Raw genomic sequence first — 20,039 nt, forward strand, 5'->3', positions numbered from 1 at the left:
GTTTCAATCCACGCACTCACGTAGAGTGCGACAGCGAAAATGAGTGGAATCAGCCCCTTAAGCGGCTTAATTCCAAGCAAATCTTCAAAAAACAATACATTCAACAAAGTAAAAATCATTGACTTTTTTACTTATCTATGATTTTCATGTGTTTTCGACAAGTTTCGAGGTGCGAAGGACCCGGGGATTTCATGGGAGCTTCACATTCGCACCAGAAATATTCAATCTTAACTCAATCTAATTGTTTGATATTCCAATTTAGAGTGATTCTACTAATTTATACTTTAAAGGGCTGGAACATGGGTGTCAACCCTAATACAAAGCCAAAAATAGATATACAACGTTAAGGGCTAAACGTGTCCTGCTTTATGCGAAATGAAAGTCGGATAGCCAGAGTGTGCTTTGGCGGACGAGGTCAAAAAGGCGGGATCATCCTCACAGAAGATCAATATTGATCTTAAGGTGGGGTCCGCCGGAGATTTGCTGCTTATGGAGCTTCTCCGTGATATTGCCTGCCGGATTTGTCAATGAGAGAGTCAATTTAAGCTCCTGGAGGGAGCAGACAAGGTAGGCGGCGTCTTCAATGGCTCTTGCTGGAGAGAAACTGCGCTGATGCTGACCATTATTGAGGTGCCAGGTTTGTATGTGCAGTATTTTTTATGGCTATGGATCATATAGGGGCAGAGCTGATTAAAAGAACAAATGGAGTTGAGATGATCTTGCGGATATGGAATGATACCGCATTTACCGCATCGGTAGCCGTCCTTTCCGAGGCTTCCCGGGATACGAAGCGGCCGCTTGGTCAAGACCATGTTAACGCACTACCGCGATTGGAGCTTGAACCTGGCGCGTCCATCGAATTATGCTTTCATGAAAATGGATTCCAAGTACTTGGGTGAGAAGGTCTAACTTAACTTGCTATCTAATACTTCCTTGAGGTCTTTGCCTTATTAATTGAAAACTGAAAACCCGCGAATCTTTGATTTCTCAATGTTTCGCGGGTTTATTTCTTCTCCTTTTGTACGATTAAACTTTCATTCCTCAAGTATTCGAATCGTATTCGAAATACTGCTGTCATCGATTTCATACATGATCCCCAATATTTGAACTCACCTTCCAAAAGCTTTACTATACAGTAAAGGCATTTAACAATTTTAATTGCTTCTTATGAGGATAGGCGGAGAGATAAAGGGTTCTGGAGAAACGAAGTGGTTGTCTTTCACAGCAATCGGAAGACCCCTTTATCTTGCAGCCCTGCTCTAACTGAATGTTAAAACGCTCCAAATGGCAGGCCATACAGATCTTGAAAAGGAAAAGAGGGGAAACAATGACCGCCTTGCTGCGCAATCAGGTGCTGATCGTTGAAGATGATGACAATATAAGACGTTTTGTAGCTATAAATTTAAAGAAAAACGGGTTTGAGGTGACAGAAACGGCAACCGGGGAGAGCGGGCTGCGGGCTCTCGATCAATGCGGGCATCATATGGATGCTATCGTGCTGGACATTATGCTCCCGGATATGAACGGATTTGACTTTTGCCGTCAGCTAAGAGAGATTGATCCTCATATTGTAATTATTTTCCTGACCGCAAGGGGACAGGATTTGGACAAAATTCGCGGGCTGGAGCTGGGTGCGGATGATTATATCGTCAAGCCCTTCAACCCGCTGGAGCTTGTAGCCCGCATCCGGACGGTGCTGCGCCGTACACAAGCTTCCGGCAGACCGGTTGATCAGAATGTACTGGCATCCGGCCCGATCACGGTTAATTTGGAGTCGAATCAGGCCTTTAACAACAATGATCCGCTTGAACTGACACCCAAGGAATATCTGATGCTCAAGGAGTTTCTCAGCCATCCGGGCAAGGCACTGTCGCGCAATGAACTGTTGAATCTCGTATGGGGCGAGGACTTTGTCGGAGATACGAAGACGGTGGACGTGCATGTCCGCAAGCTGAGAGAAAAAATTGAAGAGGACGGCTCGAAGCCGCAAAGAATTGAGACGGTATGGGGTGTCGGGTACCGCTGGAGGAAGAACGGTTGAGTATTCAAAAAAGATTGGCGGGCAGTTATTTTGCCGTAATTCTTGTGACGGTCGCAATATTGGAAATGTTTCTCATTATTACAGTCCGGTATTACTATTTTCATAATGTAGAGCGGATTTTGCTCAATCAGGCGGAGCTGTCGGCATCGATCTTCCAGACGTACTTCTCGGCTGACGATCTGGAGCAGCAATCCGAACGGTTGTTAAGCGGATTCTCCCATCAGTCTACGGCACAGGTGCAGATTATTGGAAAGAACGGCGAGCTGCTGCAGGATTCAATTGATTTCCAGCCGGGAGCTTTGATGTCGAATTACCCGGACGTGCAGGAAGCGGGCGGGGGAGATACTGGCATCTGGAGAGGACAAGACCCGACTGCGCAAGAACAGGTAATGGCCGTATCGGTTCCTCTGTTAAGTGAAGGCGCAGCAGTCGGCATTGTGAGATATGTGACATCCTTGACGGAGACGGAGCGGACGGTCAGGCAAATTATGATTATTCTCCTGACGGCAGGCCTTATCGTGGTAGCAATTGTAACCGTACTGAGCATCTTCTTATCGCGCACGATAACCGGCCCTGTCAAGGAGCTGAAACGTGCTGCGGAGCGGATGGCCGAAGGTGATTTTACCGTCAGGGCTGAAAAACGGTACCGGGATGAACTCGGGACACTCACAGATACTTTGAATACGATGGCGGGCACAATTATGCGCAATGAAGAGCTGAAAAATGATTTTATTTCGTCTGTGTCACATGAGCTTCGAACACCGCTAACCTCTGTCAAAGGCTGGGCGGTCACGCTGCAGGATGACCGGGGAGAGGACAAGCAGATGCTTGAGGAAGGGCTGCATATTATTGAGGCGGAAACGGACCGGTTAACGCGCCTTGTCGATGATCTGCTCGACTTCTCCAAGTTTAATGAAGGACAAATTATATTGGCGCCTGTTCGGCTTCAGGTTGGGGACTGGCTGGAGCAGCTTGGCAAGCAGCTCGCACCACGGGCGGAGAGACTCCGGATTAAACTGGAAGTACAGATAGAGAGCGGGCTTCCTGTCGTCAAAGCCGATCCCAACCGGCTCAAGCAGGTGTTGATAAATCTGCTGGACAATTCGTTCAAATTTACCAGCCCGCAAGGCACGATTCTGGTTCGCGCTTGTGCTGCCGGATCGGAAATCATACTCTCCGTGGAAGATACAGGATCAGGGATTCCGGAGCAGGATCTTGCCCATGTATTCCAGAGATTTTACAAGGGAAGCAATGCGATGCCGGGGAGTGGTCTCGGCCTGCCCATATCCAACCACATTGTTGAGCTTCATGGCGGACGGATGCAAATTGAAAGCCGATGCGGGACGGGAACGAAGGTTGAGGTGCATCTTCCTGTATAACCGGGTGAATTTTAACCTTTTCATAACCACTTTGCATGAACTACACGGTAAAATGATAAAGCAGAACCGGGACAAGAGAGGAAGCCTTATGAACGGATTCAGCAAGCTGATTGTATACGGCTTAGCCGCAGCATTCATATTCCAAATTGGCGGGTGCAGTGTCCCGGCAGCTCCGTCTGATCTGATCAAGCCCCCATCTGCGGAGGACAAGCTGCCTGGCAGCTCATTTGCGGAAGAGGTACAGGGTCTGCTGCCGGATGGCGCAAGGCTGCTGAAGCAAGCCAAGGGCAAGGCGGGCCAGGATGTTTCCTTCGGGGATGTAGACGGGGACGGTATGGATGAGGCGTTGATCGTCTATGAGGAGGGCGCCCGGAACCAGCGTATTCTGAAGGCGGCGCTGCTCAAAAAGAATAATGAAGAGTGGCGGATCGTATGGGATACAAAAGGGGTCGGCTATGGCCTGAGCTATACCGAAATTGCCGATGTGAACCGTGACGGTGCTCCTGAGGTTGTGCTGGGATGGTCACTTGGGGACGCCGGAACAGGACTTGATATATATGGCTGGAGTGAAGGCACATTAAAGCTGAAATCCAAAGGAGAGAAGACCGGTCATCCCGATGAAAACGGCACATAGGGGGTCGTTTATGAATTGAAAGAGAATAAAAGAGGCCGCCCCGACTTTCTCCTGCTGCTGTCTGCCGTTTTGCTGGTCGGATTTGGCCTCGTCATGGTATTTAGTGCCAGTTCGCCGATCGCAATTGCCAAGCATACAAGCTCCTGGCATTTTGTATCCCGACAGGCTTTGTTTGCATCATTGGGACTCATTCTCATGCTGCTATGTATGGGAATCCGGTATTCATTCTGGCAAAAGGCCGCGCCGCTATTGCTGCTGTTTTCCTTATTGCTCCTTGCTCTGGTGCTCATAGCCGGTACGGAAATCAATGGAGGAAAGCGATGGTTTGTAGTAGGGGGCTTCAATTTTCAGCCTTCAGAACTTGCCAAGTTTACAATGATTATCTATCTGGCTGCGCTCATCAGCAAAAAAGGGGACAAGCTCAGAAACTTGCAGCACGGCCTGCTGCCGATTTTAATCGTGGTCGGCCTGATTCTCCTGCTGGTCTTGCGGCAGCCGGATTTTGGAACCGTGCTCATTCTGTTATTTATTTCCTCTGTGATGATTCTTACCGGGGGAGCGCGTATAATTCACCTGGCAGTTATTGCATTGGCGCTCGTTCCAGTATTCGTTTATTTGTCCGTCAGCAAAAGCTACCGCCTCGAAAGAATGAATGCTTTCCTGAACCCGTTCGCCAGTCCCTATGATACAGGCTACCAGCTAATCCAATCACTTTACGCATTAGGTCATGGAGGAATAACAGGTACAGGCATTGGAAAAAGCGTGCAAAAACGGTTTTACTTGCCCGAAGCACACACGGATTTTATTTATGCTGTGGTCGGGGAGGAACTTGGTTTCATCGGTTCAATGCTGCTGTTTGCCGTATTCCTGCTGTATATCTGGAGAGGATTATGGATTGCGGTCAGAAGCAGTGATGTCTTCGGCATGATGACAGCGATCGGAATTGTAGCCATGATCATGATTCAGTTTCTATTAAATATTGGCGCTGTGACAGGCAGCCTGCCGATTACGGGTGTGCCGCTGCCATTTATCAGCTACGGCGGTTCCTCGCTGCTTTTGAATATGACATGCACCGGCATTTTGCTCAGTGTCTCCCGGGAGGTACGACGGAGGGCGTAGGCAATTTATGCATACAAGGATTACAAATGTAATAAGTTGAGGTTATTTCATGATTCTAATTCGCAAGTTCAGGCAGCTTGACCGCTTTATATTGTTTTTTACTGTATGTCTCGTCTTGATCGGAACTGTGGCGGTTTACCTGGCGACGACCGGAAGCAGACTGGATGGTCTTTATATGAACAATCTGGTGCTCCTCGGGGCATTTACCGTTCTGATGCTGTTGGTGGCTTCATTTGATTACCGGCTGCTGATCGGAAAGCTTTCCTATATTTTGTATGCGATCGGCATACTTCTGCTTATCCTTGTCCGATTGACGGGGGAGAGTTTGAATGGTTCCGTTCGCTGGCTCAGCATCGGTCCGTTCCAATTTCAGCCTTCTGAGCTCGCCAAGCTGTTCACCATTTTGTTAATTGCCCATCTTCTTAGTAAACGCGGGGGAGAACGATTAAGGCTGATTCAGGATATTGTGCCGGTCACAATTGTGTTTCTGGTCCCGTTCTTCTTTATTTATAAACAGCCGGATCTCGGCACTGCACTGGTATTCGTCGGCATTATTCTTGGGATGCTCTGGATCGGGAATATCCGGGCTATCTTCATGATATTGCTGGTCGGATTGTCTACTGTGCTTATTTGGTCGGTCTTGTGGCTATACTATTCCAATTATGAGCTGCTGTCCAAATTCGTGCAGCCGCATCAGCTATCCCGGATTCAGACATTCCTTGATCCGACGAGCGATCCGGACAAGTCCTGGCATGTCATGAACTCCATTAGCGCTATCGGCAGCGGAGGTTTGTACGGGAGCGATGTGCACTTCACGGCAAAAGGCTACATCCCGTACGTCTATTCAGACTCCATCTATGTCATTATCGGAGAGAGATTCGGGTTTTTAGGTTCCGCTGTGCTGCTGCTGCTTTTTTTTCTGCTGTTTTACCGGATGGTGCTGATCGTGTCCCAGTGCAAAAGCCGTTCAGGGGCTTATTTAATTGTAGGTATTGTCAGCATGTTTGTGTTCCAGATTTTCGTTAATATTGGTATGCATATCGGCCTGCTTCCGCTGACTGGCATTTCGTTGCCCTTTATCAGCTATGGAGGAAGCTCACTTTTGATCAGCATGGTTTCAGTCGGTCTGGTTCTAAGTGTGCAGATTCATGACGATGAAGCAGCGCTGAGGAAAAGCAGTTGAGGCAGCAGGAGAAAATTTGGGATGGCCATATAAAAAGAGCGTCAAGGCTGCAATCATTGTCAGCCCTGGCGCTCTTGCAATTTTTACGTATTTTGAATCCGGAACGCTTCCCATGCTCCGCCTACAGAAGCGCGGTTGGCAATAAGTCTTCCTCCGTTATTGACCTCGCAGGTGACATACTGGTTGTTGGCCAGTGCCTGGAGTGCGATTGTGCCGTCACTCTGGTTCACCCGGTTGAATTTCTCCCATTGCTGAATCGTTGCAGCCCTGGCAACTAATATGCCGCCGTTATTAATATCTGCTGACACATAAAGGTTATTGATTTTGGACTTGAGAGACACGGTTCCATCGGAATTGGTGATCAGCTCGAACAGCTCCCAGTCTCCTGCTGTATCCCGGTTGGCAACAAGCGGATCATTGCCGTAGTTGTCCGCAGCGACGATCTTCTGATTGGCCTGTGCTACCAGGTAGGAGTAGCCCGTTGGGTTTGGATTCGTCGTTCCGCCCACAACCTCAGAGTGAACGGCCTGCAGCAAAGTGCCTGTTCTGTCATTGCTGTACTCCCAGAACATGATGCCGCCAAGGTCATTGTTTTTCACATATTGCACTTTGAGTCTCAAGGATTGCGGATCATCATACGTAATGAAAGTATTGCCGTTGAACAGATAAGGCGCCTGTGCGCTGCTGTCCCAATAACGGACAAAGCCGTTTTTGTTCAGATATTGGTTGTTAATCGTATTATAATCAACCTCGAAGCCACCGCTATTGGCAGGACGGTCCAGACCGTTGTTGCTGTTTTGGACCCCATACCAGCCCCGGCCGTAGAATGCGCCGCCGATGACAATTTTGCTTGCGGGCACACCTGCATTGCGGAACAGGTTTACTGCGGACGTAACGCTGATATCGCGTCCTGACAGATTGGTGTGATGGCCTGTGGAGGATTCCCAGCCACCGTGGAAATCGTAGGTCATAATGTTGATCCAGTCAAGAATAGGTGTAATATTGTTAATTTCTACACTGTTCAGGTAGCTGCTGCTTGCTCCGGTTGCAATCGTCAGCAAGTAGCTTTTGCCATCGATTTGGCTTTGGGCATTCAGTCTTTCCCGAATCTTGGACAGGAGCAGTGTAAAGTTTTGCTTATCCTGTGGACGGGCTACTGTGCCGCCTGCCGGATTGGTCGGATATTCCCAATCAACATCGACACCGTCGAGGTTGTTCTGGGTAACCAATTGAACAAGGCTGTCTGCGAACGTCGTACGGGAAGCGTTCGTCAATGCCGCATCAGAGAAGCCGTTTGCTCCCCAGCCGCCGACAGAGAGGGATACTTTCAAATCCGGATTTCTGGATTTCAGGCCGACCATCATTTGCAGCTTGGTGCGGTCCGAATTCGTAATGGTCGCTCTGCCGTTGGAGATCAGGGCAAAGGAGTAATTAATATGGGACAGCCGCTCAACATTCAGATCATTTGGAGTCCAGTTGGCCCAACCGGCTACATAGGCGATAATCTTTTTCGGCAGTGGAGCACCATGGGCTTTTTCGGCCGGAGCCACAATGCCAAGTGTCGAGGCAATCAGAGTGAAGGATAGCAGCAGAAGCAGAAGCGATTTCCCCATGGAAGGGGCAAGGCCAGCGCGTTTTACAGTCATTATAGATTCTCCTTTACAATTGGATTTCGGTTTTCGTGGTTGGCAGATTTCCTTTCCTTTTGTGAATTCTTTGATGAGAAGATGTCCGGAAAAACTTGACAGATTGGTTGGCAATAGCGTATTCATCATTTTTTAACCAGGAGGGTCACGCCCCCAAAGCATGGCGTCTACAGTAAGGCCATTTATAAAGTTGCTAGCTTTATCGGGAAGAAAAGAACTGACAGAGAGGTCTAAAGGACAAAATGTAAGCGTTTGCTTTTTTGGACTGAAAGTTTTTGGCCGCCGATAATCGCTGATTCGCATCGCTTCTCACCCTTTCCGTTCAATGGAATAGAATAGGAATCGTGAATATCGAAAAGCAGTGATATAGATCACAATCTATTAGCGTCGTTTTCTATTAATTTTCATAAATGCTGTCATTAAGCGAACAAGACAAATAGAGTCAAACGGGTGAAGTGTGGAGAATGAAATGATGATTAAGAGATAGGATCATTTAGAGTGCAATAATTAGCAGAAATAGGCGGGTACAGTGATATTTGGGGGCGTTGCAAAGGAAGATTTCGATACCCTTCACAGGTTCAGTTAAGTCTCAGAAGTGAATGAGGGAAGGATGGGGCGACAGTTTGATAATGTGCAGCTATTGTCTGTCTTTGTAAAATTAAGGATAATACAGATTTCAAAGAATTGTCAATAGCAAAATTTATCTTGCAATTCCATAAAATGAATTTCACCGCAGATTGCAGCAATTTTCGACAATAAGTGACCGGTCATTCACTATGAAATTTGAAGGTGAAAAAGGATGGATTCCGCTTTGATGGTCCAACATTTGGAAGTTGGGAAAAGCCTGACTTTCCGGAAGCGGCAATTGATTGGAAGAGAATAATATAGTATAGTAATATCGGCTGGCAAAGCCAATCCAACACGGGTAAAGGAGCTTGACGATGGCGGTTGACGTTTACTTGAATTTCAGTGGAAATTGTCGCGAAGCTGTAGAATTTTACGCACAGGTTTTTGGAACAGAAGCGCCGGAGTTTATGACGTTTGGGGATTCGCCTCCCAACCCGGAGTACCCGCTTCCGGAAGAAGCGAAGAATTTGATTATGCATACGCGCCTCAATGTATTTGGCAGCAACGTCATGTTTTCCGATACGTTTCCCGGCATGCCTTTCGTGCCCGGCAACAATATCAGTCTGGCGGTTGTGCTTGATGATGAAGAGGCACTGCGCTCCGCTTTTGCCCGACTTCAGGATGGCGCAGAGGTTAAGATGGACCTTCAGGAAACGTTCTGGAGCAAATGCTACGGCATGCTGACGGACAAGTTTGGCGTGCAATGGCAGTTCAGCCATGAATCCCAAGCCAAATAAATAGTACCCTGTTCATTTTAAAATTTACAGCCTTGAGCCTGGTGGCCCAAGGCTGTTTTTGCTCCCCGTAAACCCCTGATCCGGTCCGCTTTGACCTTGCAAAAATGCCTTGACATTCTCAGGGCTTCCTTATAAGATGCAAAGAAAACAAGAAAATACTAAAAATAAGTGCTTGACAATCCGAAAAATAATAGTAAAGCCGCTGGGGAACTTCCTCGTTGTAAATTTGGCGGCTTGATATCTCCATACAATAGAGTGATCCATTAGCGGCTAAAAGCGCAAGTGAAAGCGTCATCAACACAGCGGTTGGTTTGCATGATGTCACAGCGAAGAGAGGAAGACAGATTATGAAACTATGGCCGCTGCTTACACTGCTTTTTCGACGACTGCATATCCGGAACAAAATTATTGTGGTCTATATTCCGCTTATTATCATTCCGCTGCTTGTGGTGGGGATTTTCTCCAACCATATGTTCACCAATTCCCTGATTAAACGAACGGAACAGAATGTACTGGACGAATCCAATCTGATTTTGACCCGTATCGACTCGATGATCCGCAATTCTGAGAGTGGCGCCAACATTATGATGGAGGATTTCAATCATATATATGCCACATTTCCCAAGCCCAAAAATCCGTATGAGGAAAATTTGCTCCGCATTCAAATCCAAACCCAGTTCAGCATTGATCTGATGAATTTCTCTGATGTGGATTCGGCAGCGTTCATTGATTCCGAGGAACGCGTATATACGTCCTATTTTCCCATGCGGGAGCGGGATACCGAGGAAGCATGGGCACCTTTTATTAAGAGACTGAACAATCTTCCCGGCTATGGAACCAATAACTGGTTCCCGATGGAGCTACGGGACTATTTGGTGACGGACCCGCTCGATCCGGTCATCTCGATCGGCAAGCAAATTATTGATCTGGAGGACGGAGGGACAATCGGAGTTCTGGTTGTCAATATTAAAGAAAGCTCCATTGCTGACGTTTATGATAATATGACCTCCAGCACGAACGGCTACTATCTGATTATGGACAGGCAGGGTACAATTGTCTCCTCGCCGGACAAATCACAACTGCTTCAGCCGATGGAGGATGAGAGTCTGCGCTCGCTTATTTTGTCGAATGAGTCTTTGTCGGAAATTGTCCATTCGGAGTCGGGCGCGAATCTCATAACGAGTGTTGCCTATGACAAGATGGGATGGAAGCTTGTTCATATTGTGCCGCAGAAGATGATCACTTCGGATATTCGTAAAAATAACCGGATGACCATTATCGTTGGCCTGATCTGTCTGCTGTTCGCGCTGCTTGGAGCAGGCATTCTCTCGCGGCTTATTGTCGGCCCGCTGCAGAAGCTGGCCAAAGCGATGCGTCTGGTTAAGGAAGTCGAGATGGATGAATCGGCCAAAATCCGCACCTCGGACGAGATCGGAGTGCTGTCCGCCGTCTTCAACTCTATGATTGTCCGGATGAAAGAGCTGCTGGAGCAGGTGGAGAATGAGCAGCGTCAAAAAAAGGAATATGAGCTGGCGCTGATCCATGCCCAGATCAAGCCGCATTTTCTTTACAATACACTGGATCTGATCTATATGCTTAACGATATGGACCGCAGCCGTGAAGCCCGCGACACGACCAAATCACTGGCGGATTTCTACCGTGTTGCCCTCAGTGCAGGCAGGGAAATGATCACAGTAACAGAGGAAATCAAGAACGCCCGCGATTATTTGATTATCCAGCATGCCCGTTACCCGGATGTGTTTGATTTTCATATTGATTTGCCAAAGGATATTCAGCGGGCGGTTATACCGAAGCTGTCCGTTCAACCACTGGTGGAGAATGCGATTTACCACGGTCTCAAGCTGAAGGGCAGCAAGGGGAATATCTGGATCGGCGGCTACAGGGAAGGCAATACGGCCATTATTCTGGTGAAGGATGACGGGATAGGACTGTCCCAAAGCCGGCTTGATGAGATTTGGAATGGCGGCGCACGGACTGACAAGCCGGCCTCGTTCGGCATGTTCAGTGTTCATCAGCGCATCCGTCTGTATTTCGGGAATGACTACGGGATCTCGATTGACAGCAAAGAGAATCAGGGGACCGAGATTAAAATTCGGATACCATTGGACGGGAACAGGGGGAATTGGATTGATTAATGTAATGATTGTTGATGATGAACCGCTGTTCCGTGAATATTTGAGGACAAAATTCAATTGGCAGGCGCTTGGCATGACCATTTGTTGCGATGCGAGAAATGGTGTCGAGGCACTGGAGAAGGCCGAGGCGAATCGCCCGGATATCGCCCTGGTTGATATTAATATGCCCTATATGGACGGGCTGGAACTGACGGAACGGTTGAAGGAACGATACCCGGACATATCCATTGTGCTTGTGACCGGACATAGCGAGTTTGAGTATGCCCGCAGGGCGATCCGGATCGGGGTTAAGGATTATTTGCTCAAGCCGTTCAACGAAGAGGAGTTTACAATGACGCTGGGCAAGGTGAAAAGTTTCCTCCAGGCGTCACGCGACAAGAAGGAGGATACACAAGACCAGTTCGCACTGATGCGGGAGAGTTTTCTGCTCAAGTTGATTAGCGAAAATATCAGCATGAAGCGCGAAGATATCGAAGCTGCGATGGTGCACTTCCGCATTCCGGTCCCGCCCAGATACTACTTGCTGGCAGTTACGGAAATCGATCATTTGCGGTGTGGAGCAAGTGAACCGGCCGAGGTGGTGTTATGGAATCATACGGTAGATAATATGCTCCGGGAACTGGTGGAAATCCGTGGAGAACATGTGCTGTTTCATGATGCCGAAGGCAGAGCCGTCTCAATCATGGCTTTTGAAGACCATGAAGACGGCAGAGCATTCAACGGTGAAGCCTTCGAGCGGCTGGGCCAACTGGTGGAACGGCATTTCAGGTTTACGATTACGACCGGATTCGGCCGGGCATCGGAGGATTTTATGGAGCTGAGCCTGTCCTACCGTGACGCGCTCAATGCCATCCACAACAAGCTGACAGCCGGGCAGGGCAATGTCATCTGGCATGACAAGCTGAGCATCAATATGAATTCTTTTGAGTTTTTCTCCATGGAGCTGCAGGAAAAGCTGATTTACAGTTTGCGGATGAAGGACTGGAAGGCTGTCGAGGAGCGTCTGGATATGGCTTTTGCTTATTTGGGCAAAACCCGGACGACCGTCGATCATGCATGGACCGGGCTGATGGGGCTGGTATCTCTGGGCTTGTCGTATGCAATTGAATCGGGACAGGTGATCAGCGAAACCTTTGGCCCGGATTTCTCGCCCTATCAGGAGCTTAGAAGAATGACGACACTTGAGCAATGCCGGGAATGGATTGTTTCGCTGTTCCAGCGCGTCATGGAGCCAAGTGCAGGCAGCCGCTTGTCGAAAGCGTCTATTTTGTACACGGCAGCTACACAATATATTCACGATCAATATGCGGACCCGGACTTGTCCGTTGACCGTATTGCCGGACACTTCTTTATTGATGCCAGTTATTTGCGCAAAATATTCAAAAAAGAAGGAGAGAAATCTGTCTCCGATTATGTATTCTATATACGCATGCAAAAAGCGAAAGAGCTCATAGGCGGAAGCGAGCTTAAGCTGTCAGTGATCGCTGAGCAGGTGGGCTACAGTGATGCGAACTATTTCAGCAAATGCTTCAAAAAGCACTTTGGCATGACGCCTACTGAATATGAAAACAAGAAACGCCAAGTCTAAAAGTCTAAGCGGATGTTGTCGTTTTTTGTCTATTTATATTCGCGGCAGAATATCGGCATGAAGTAAGGCGCAGCAGGAAAAAGCAGAATTAGGCTAAAAGGACAAAACGGGACAGCGGTTAAAGTTGTCCCGTTTTGTCCTTATTCGTCCTGATTCCTACATTTTCTAGTTGCCGGGTTGAATTTATAATAAGAAAACAGCGAATGATACCGTTTACAAAAAAACGGGTCGCGCTTGGGATCATTAAGAGGAAAGAAGGGGATCAGATTGAAAGGAAAAGGATTTAAAGCGCTTATGCTGGCTACTGTATTGCTTCTCTCCACTTCACTTGCTGCATGCGGCAGTGCAGGGAATACAGGAAGCACGACCAAGGACGGGGATACACCTGCCGGACAGAACGATAAAATCAAGCTGAAAATCTATGCGGCTTACTTTGATGACGATACGAAGAAACCGTACGATTACGCTGTTGAAGAATTGAAGAAAGAGATGCCGAACGTGGAGCTGGATCTTGAGCCATCCATGCAGGATGACGGACAGAAGCTGAGAACCTATGCGGCCTCTGGCAACCTGCCGGATATCTTCCCGACAGACTATAGAACGATCAAGGCATTTGCCCAATCCAAAAACATTGAGATGCTCGACAATGCTGCACCAACTGCTGCTTTCAAGAATGATCTGAATCCGGGCAACGAAACGAACATGATTGCTCCGGACGGACATATTTACTCTTATCCGTTCGCGGGTATCGAGTTCCAAATCTTGTACTACAACAAAAAGCTGTTTGAAGAAGCAGGCGTAAAAGCTCCGATCAAAACCTATGACGAGTGGAAGGACGCGATCCAGAAATTCAAGGCGAAAGGCATCCTTCCGCTCTCCATCTTCTCCAAGGAAAAATGGATCGGCAATGCGTTCTACAAAGGGCTTTTGACAAGAGAAGAGCCAAACGGCTACAGCGTCCTGGATAAAGCGACGGAGCTTCCGGAAGCGTTCAAGCTTGCAGCACAGCAGTTCAATGATCTGAAAGATGCCGGACTGTTCGATGCCAATGCGACCAATACCAACTATGATCAGGCTTCGTCCCTGTTCTACACGGGCAAGGCTGCAATGTTCCTCAATGGTCAGTGGGAAATCTACAGCTCCGATAAAAATCTTGGCGACGATGTAGACTGGATGTACTGGCCGGCTAAAGATGAAGCGACTTATGAAGCAACCAAGTTCAATATGAACGGTATGGGACAGCCAGGAGGCTTCTCCGTATCTCCGACAAGCAAAAACAAGGAAACTGCAATTGAGGTTGCCGCATTCCTGGCCCGCAAATATGCCGAGTACAAGTATACACAGCTTGGCAATCCGATTGTAGCTGTTAAAATCGATAAGCCGGTTGCTGTAACGCCGCCGAAAATGATGCAGCGTCTGATCGACGAGACACTGCCGAATATCAAAAGCTTTATGAAAATGACGGAAGAGATCAAAATCAATTCCGCATTCGAGGACAACACGCAAAACCTCATTGTCAAAGGATTCACGGATAAAAATTTCGTTGATAATATGGAGCGTGTTATGAAAGAAGTCAATAAATAAACGACAATATCTTCAATAGATTGGAATGAGCCACAATGAGAAAGTATTACCGCAACAAATGGGCGATCATGCTGTTCGCCCTCCCGGCTCTCCTGTTGTACACGCTGATCGTCATCTATCCGGTGTTGCAAAGCATGTACCGAAGCTTCTTTGACTGGGACGGGCTAGGAGAGGGAACCTTCAACGGACTGGACAACTATATCAGGCTGTTCAATGATCCGCTGCTGATGACCTCGCTTAAGAACGGCGCATTGTTTGCTCTGGTGCTGGTTGTCTTTCAGCTTGGACTGGGAACCATTATGGCATTGGTCATCGCCGATCCCCGTCTGCGGGGCAGGAAGGTGCTGAAGACGGGCTACTTTATTCCGGTTGTACTGTCGGTTACCGTTGTCTGCCAATTGTGGATTGCGATTTACGATCCGACGAACGGTCTTATTAACAAGCTGTTCCAGGTACTTGGTATTCCATACCAGCAAAACTGGCTCAGCTCGCCCACAGTATCCATTATTGCGATCGCCTTTGTTAACGCCTGGCAATATATGGGTTATCAATTTAGTCTTCTGTATGCGGGTGTCAAGTCAATTCCGGAACAATACATGGAAGCTGCTACAATCGACGGCTGCACCAAATGGGGTGCACACCGTAGAATTACGATTCCAATGATGGTAGAAACCTATAAGTTTTGTCTCATTATCGCGGTTACTTCAGGGATCAGTGCTTTCGTTCAGATGCTGATTATGACTAACGGAGGACCGGGGACGACGAATTATACGTTAACCTTTATGATCTACCGTTATGCATTCGGTGAATTTGAGTACGGCTACGCATGTGCAGTAGCTGTAGTACTTGTAGCGATTAGCCTCTTGGTAACCGCCATTATTAACCGGGTATTCAGACAGGAAAAAGTAACCCACTAGGATCGGGAGAAGGAGGCGATGGACATCCTATGCTATTAAGACAGAAATCGGGTTCCATCCTGATGCAAGGGGTACTATGGATTTACTTTCTGGTTTCCGTATATCCGCTATTTTGGATGGTTTCCTACTCACTTAAAAATAACGACGAGATTTTTGTTACGAACCCTTTCGGGCTGCCGCTTAATTTTCGCTATGAAAATTATATCAATGCCTGGTCACAGTTCAGTATTCCGAATTACTTCCTTAACAGTGTCGTGGTATCAACCGTAAGCACGATCGGCATTCTGTTCCTGGCTGTCATGTTTGCATATACCATCGCGAGAATGCAATGGAAGCTGCGCAGTGCGGCGAGAGTCTATATTTTGATCGGCATGTTCATCCCGCTCCAGGTTATTATGATCCCGCTTGCGATACTCGTAAAGGACTTTAACCTGGTGAATACGTACGGAGCCTTGATCATTCCGTATATCGCATTCGGCTTGCCGTTCTCATCACTTGTTTTTTACGGATTTATGGTCAGTATTCCGATTGAGCTGGAAGAATCGGCTTGTATGGACGGGGCCAGTATTTACCGGACTTTCTTCCAGATTATCGTGCCCATTGTGAAGCCTGCAATTGCTACGATTGCGATCTTCCAATTCCTCGGTGCGTGGAATGAGTTCCTGCTTGCTTACATTCTCATTTCAGATGAGGCGATGAAGACACTTCCGCTAGGACTGCTATTCTTCCAAGGAGAGTACAGCACAGATTGGGGCGGCATGGGCGCAGTCATGACGATGGCGAGCATACCGATGGTAGTCGTATTCCTATTCTTTAGTGAGCAGGTAGAGCGTGCGCTAACAGTAGGTTCGGCTGTAAAAGGGTAATTTCATACACGAAACAAGGCCTTGAAACGAAATTGCAGGCAGCAATTCGTTTCAAGGCCTTTTCGTCATGGGATTTGCGCAATTGAGATCCTGCTGCATGATTCATTTCAGCTTATACGGATATGCCGCCCTTGACATGAACGTGCGGTACACACAATAATAGACCATGGATAACGAATCTATAATGGAATAGGATGAACCGAAGATGGGTTTCTTGAGAAAGCTGTCCATTCGTTCACAGCTTCTGATTCTTGCGGTAACGACGGTTGTGGCGATTTTAATCGTCATTTTGCATTCGTACTCCATGATGTCCAGCATGATTACCCGCAGCCATGAGGAGTACGTCAAGCAGACGGTGCCGGAGATCGAGAAAAATGTAAGCTCTAACAAGGACGTTATTTACCGGCTTATGCAGAGCATCTCATACAACGAGGATGTGCAGAGTTATCTGGTTGAGCAGGACAGCCTGGTACGATTCGAGAAGTTCAAGAAGCTTAACCTGCTGTTGTCCAGCCAGAAAGAGCTCAAGGACGGGATTCTGGATATTGTCATCTCCGGGAATAACGGCTCATGGATTGATCTTAATGGCGGCAACCCGTATGTATCTGCGAAGAAGGAACTGCTCAAGGAGAAGGTTAACGGTTATTACGTTGGCATGGAGCGTATGGATAATCTGTATGGTTCGCCGAATGCCCTGATTTTTGCGACGACCATTTCGTACAAGAAGCAAGGTGAATTATTCAATCAGAATATCGGGGCCCTGTTTTTCATTATCGATCCGCGTTCGCTGGTCGGTGATCAGAAGGATACGCTCGCGCCGGCCCAGACCGGTACGCAGATCTATGTACTCGACAAAGATGACCGGATTATTACGAGCAATGTTCATGCTGAAACAGGAAGCAGGCTTTCAGCTCCAATCTTAAGTGGAAATGATAGCGGTGACAATTTGATTCGCTGGAATGACAAGCAATATGTCGTCCAAAAGCAGGAGCTGCCTGAAGTGGGCGGTACGATTCTGAGCATGGCTCCCAAGGATGAGCTGCTGCGGGATTTGCTTGATATCCGAAAGAAGGAGCTGCTCGTACTCGGATTATGTTTGCTGCTGCTTGCGATTCCGTTTACGTTCATTATGAACAACATTTTGCGGCCGCTCAAAAAAATGATTTTCTTCATGACAACAGCCAAAAAGGGCGATCTGCTGACGATGAGGAAAAGGCTTTCATTGCATGGCTACATGGAGATCAGCATTATGGCGGCAGAATTCAACAGCCTGCTTGATGAGGCGGAGCAGCTTTCCCAACGTCTGCTGGAGGCGAATACACGCTTGTATGGTATCGAGCTGGAGAAGAAGAAGGCGGAGCTCGCTTTCCTCAGAAGCCAGATCAATCCGCATTTTCTGTATAATACGTTGGAGGCGATTACAGGGATTGCAGTTGTAGAGAAACAGACCAAAATCAAGACAATGACCCGTGCCCTGTCCAGTATATTCCGATATAGCATCAAGGGGGCGGATACCGTCAGATTGGCGGAGGAAGTGAGAATGATCGAGTCCTATATACAGATTCAGCAGATTCGCTTCGCTGACCGTTTCTCTGTCCGTTATGAGCTGCCGGAGGAAGCGCTTAATTTTAGAATTCCGAAAATGATTTTGCAGCCGCTTGTAGAGAACGCAATTTATCATGGACTGGAGCCTTCAGAGAATAAGGGGCTGCTGGTCGTTCGAGCTGAGGTTGCAAATTCGGATAAGCTGGAGATTATTGTAGAGGATGACGGCGTTGGAATGAGTTTGGACAGTCTGCAATGCATCAAGTCATCGCTTGCGCTTCCTTCAGGGGAGCAGAGTCAGGATGCGGAACATATTAGTATCGGGCTTGCCAATGTCCATAACCGGATTCAATTAATATACGGCAGCGGCAGCGGTCTCCAGATAGAGAGCAGCCCGGATAACGGCACTGTGGTGAGGCTGACAATAGCAGAGAGGAGAGAGCCGGATGTATAAGGTGCTGATTGTAGATGATGAGAGCTGGGTTGTCGAGAGCTTGAAGGATTTGATTGAATGGGACAGATTCGGATTTGAAGTGGCCGGACAGGCTTATAATGGCAGTGATGCGCTGGAGGCGATCAGGGAACTGAGGCCGGAAGTTGTGTTTACGGATATTCGTATGCCGGGAATGAATGGGCTTGAGCTGATCCAGCGGGGCAAGCTTTTGCCTTTCCCGGTCCAGTTTGTCGTTGTAAGCGGCTATGCAGAGTTTGCTTATGCACAGAAGGCGCTTGCTCATGGAGCTGTCGCTTACTGCCTGAAGCCGTTCGATGAAGTGGAGATTTCGGGCGTCCTGAAGAAAATAAGCGCCACGCTGGGACCATCAAGACCTGCACTCGAATCGCTGCTGGTTCATCTGCTCGAAGATTCGGGCGCAGACCAGCAGGAGAGATTGCAGGCGGAAATGAAATTGTATGGCTATCAGGACTGGGAGTCAGAGCGGCTGGCAGCTGTCGTTGCAGTCGGTTCCGGTACACTGCTATGTGAGAGCAAGGAACCGGTTGCCAAGCTGCGCATCGGGACGCTCAAGACAGCGTACTTGCTGAGCGGCAAACAGATTGATAGCATGAGGGAGGAATGGACCGGTGGGCTGCCAGCGGGTATTTCCGGTATCGGCATCAGTGAGGCCATAACGGAGATGGCATCCGTCAAGAGCGCGATTGCGATGGCGGATGAGCTGGCGAACCAATCCTTCATTACTTCCAGGCCCGGCATATATGATGCGGCGATGCTCAAGCAGTTCCGGAAGCCGGAACTGAATCTGCGCATGTCAGAGATGAGCGAGGCGATTCGTGACAAGGACCGGCAGGCACTTGCTAATGTTTTTGGACGGATTGAGATGCTGTTTAGGGATGGGGCGCTGTCAATCCGTGATGCATTCCAGGTCTACAATATGACTTCGGCACTGCTGTTCAAGCTGGGACAGGCGGAGACGATCTTTTTCAGTTATGACCAGATGGCCCAGTCCTACCCGGATGTGTTCGCCATGCTGGATGATATTCAACAGCTGGCTTATCGATATCTTGGGGAGAGCGACTTGCCAGCCATAGAAACAAAAAACCAGACGTTCAAGGCCATCCTTCAATATGTCACGCAGAACTACCGTCAGGAAATATCTTTGCAAAATTTGTCGGACCAATTTTTTATGAATCCCAGCTATATCAGCCAATTGTTCAAAAAAGAAGTCGGGGAGACGCTGACCGCTTACTTGTCGCGGCTTCGTGTGGAATATGCATGCGACCAGCTGGAGAAGGGTGAAGGTTCCATTCAGGAGATTGCCGAGAAAGCCGGCTATAATGACTATTTTTATTTTACGCGCCTATTTAAGAAGATTACGGGCAAAACACCTACACAATTTCGCAGTGAGCGCTTACATCCGGAATAAACAATGGATTAATTTTATATAAAGCATAGACGATTTTTAGAAGGGGACTTCTAGAAATCGTTTTCTTTTTTATATATTTTGTCGAAACGGATAAAATGAGCGCATGGACGTTTGGGCCGAAGCGGGACATAATG

General features: G+C 48.0%; 15 protein-coding genes. 14 read left to right on the forward strand and 1 reads right to left on the reverse strand.

The features are described from left to right. Window positions 1–659: 659 nt before the first annotated feature. The 6 genes from H583_RS0127630 to H583_RS0127655 all read left to right on the forward strand — a co-directional run bounded on the left by H583_RS0127630 (window position 660) and on the right by H583_RS0127655 (window position 6,356). Window positions 660–899, forward strand: coding sequence for a hypothetical protein (locus tag H583_RS0127630; protein WP_028563313.1), 240 nt, complete (start codon window positions 660–662; stop codon window positions 897–899). 428 nt (window positions 900–1,327) lie between these two features. Then, window positions 1,328–2,041: a response regulator transcription factor gene (locus H583_RS0127635; protein ID WP_028563314.1), complete on the forward strand. Its 714-nt coding sequence runs from the start codon at window positions 1,328–1,330 to the stop codon at window positions 2,039–2,041. Continuing rightward, window positions 2,038–3,420 carry a sensor histidine kinase gene (locus H583_RS0127640; protein WP_028563315.1) on the forward strand — a complete coding sequence of 461 codons (1,383 nt, stop codon included), beginning with the start codon at window positions 2,038–2,040 and terminating at the stop codon, window positions 3,418–3,420. Before H583_RS0127635 ends, H583_RS0127640 begins: the two co-directional genes overlap by 4 nt. A gap of 88 nt (window positions 3,421–3,508) precedes the next feature. After that, the gene (locus H583_RS0127645) at window positions 3,509–4,054 is read left to right on the forward strand and encodes an FG-GAP repeat domain-containing protein (protein ID WP_028563316.1); all 546 of its coding nucleotides are present in this window, start codon (window positions 3,509–3,511) and stop codon (window positions 4,052–4,054) included. Between the two features lie 15 nt (window positions 4,055–4,069). Next, entirely contained in the window at window positions 4,070–5,173 is a 1,104-nt protein-coding gene (gene ftsW / locus H583_RS0127650; protein ID WP_028563317.1) for a putative lipid II flippase FtsW, read from the forward strand. 49 nt (window positions 5,174–5,222) lie between these two features. Further along, window positions 5,223–6,356 carry an FtsW/RodA/SpoVE family cell cycle protein gene (locus tag H583_RS0127655; RefSeq protein WP_028563318.1) on the forward strand — a complete coding sequence of 378 codons (1,134 nt, stop codon included), beginning with the start codon at window positions 5,223–5,225 and terminating at the stop codon, window positions 6,354–6,356. A gap of 83 nt (window positions 6,357–6,439) precedes the next feature. On the opposite strand, the gene H583_RS35735 is transcribed toward H583_RS0127655, so the two are convergent. Next, entirely contained in the window at window positions 6,440–8,002 is a 1,563-nt protein-coding gene (locus H583_RS35735) for a glycosyl hydrolase family 18 protein (RefSeq protein WP_051237140.1), read from the reverse strand. Between the two features lie 941 nt (window positions 8,003–8,943). On the opposite strand from H583_RS35735, the gene H583_RS0127665 reads away from it, so the two are divergent. The 8 genes from H583_RS0127665 (at window position 8,944) to H583_RS0127700 (ending at window position 19,905) form a co-directional block, all read left to right on the forward strand. Continuing rightward, window positions 8,944–9,366: a VOC family protein gene (locus H583_RS0127665; protein ID WP_028563319.1), complete on the forward strand. Its 423-nt coding sequence runs from the start codon at window positions 8,944–8,946 to the stop codon at window positions 9,364–9,366. Between the two features lie 347 nt (window positions 9,367–9,713). Continuing rightward, window positions 9,714–11,522, forward strand: coding sequence for a sensor histidine kinase (locus H583_RS0127670; RefSeq protein ID WP_028563320.1), 1,809 nt, complete (start codon window positions 9,714–9,716; stop codon window positions 11,520–11,522). Continuing rightward, window positions 11,515–13,110, forward strand: coding sequence for a response regulator (locus H583_RS0127675; RefSeq protein ID WP_028563321.1), 1,596 nt, complete (start codon window positions 11,515–11,517; stop codon window positions 13,108–13,110). The genes H583_RS0127670 and H583_RS0127675 overlap by 8 nt, the downstream gene beginning before the upstream one ends. A gap of 267 nt (window positions 13,111–13,377) precedes the next feature. Continuing rightward, window positions 13,378–14,694, forward strand: coding sequence for an ABC transporter substrate-binding protein (locus tag H583_RS0127680; protein WP_028563322.1), 1,317 nt, complete (start codon window positions 13,378–13,380; stop codon window positions 14,692–14,694). 35 nt (window positions 14,695–14,729) lie between these two features. Beyond that, window positions 14,730–15,611, forward strand: coding sequence for a carbohydrate ABC transporter permease (locus H583_RS0127685; protein ID WP_028563323.1), 882 nt, complete (start codon window positions 14,730–14,732; stop codon window positions 15,609–15,611). 29 nt (window positions 15,612–15,640) lie between these two features. Continuing rightward, window positions 15,641–16,477, forward strand: a complete 837-nt coding sequence (locus tag H583_RS0127690) for a carbohydrate ABC transporter permease (RefSeq protein ID WP_036711329.1) — start codon at window positions 15,641–15,643, stop codon at window positions 16,475–16,477. Between the two features lie 205 nt (window positions 16,478–16,682). Then, window positions 16,683–18,476 carry a sensor histidine kinase gene (locus tag H583_RS0127695; protein WP_028563325.1) on the forward strand — a complete coding sequence of 598 codons (1,794 nt, stop codon included), beginning with the start codon at window positions 16,683–16,685 and terminating at the stop codon, window positions 18,474–18,476. Beyond that, window positions 18,469–19,905, forward strand: a complete 1,437-nt coding sequence (locus H583_RS0127700) for a response regulator transcription factor (RefSeq protein ID WP_028563326.1) — start codon at window positions 18,469–18,471, stop codon at window positions 19,903–19,905. Before H583_RS0127695 ends, H583_RS0127700 begins: the two co-directional genes overlap by 8 nt. The last annotated feature ends 134 nt before the right edge of the window (window positions 19,906–20,039 follow it).

The sequence above is a fragment of the Paenibacillus pinihumi DSM 23905 = JCM 16419 genome (assembly GCF_000422505.1).
Classification (GTDB): Bacteria; Bacillota; Bacilli; order Paenibacillales; family Paenibacillaceae; genus Paenibacillus_D; species Paenibacillus_D pinihumi.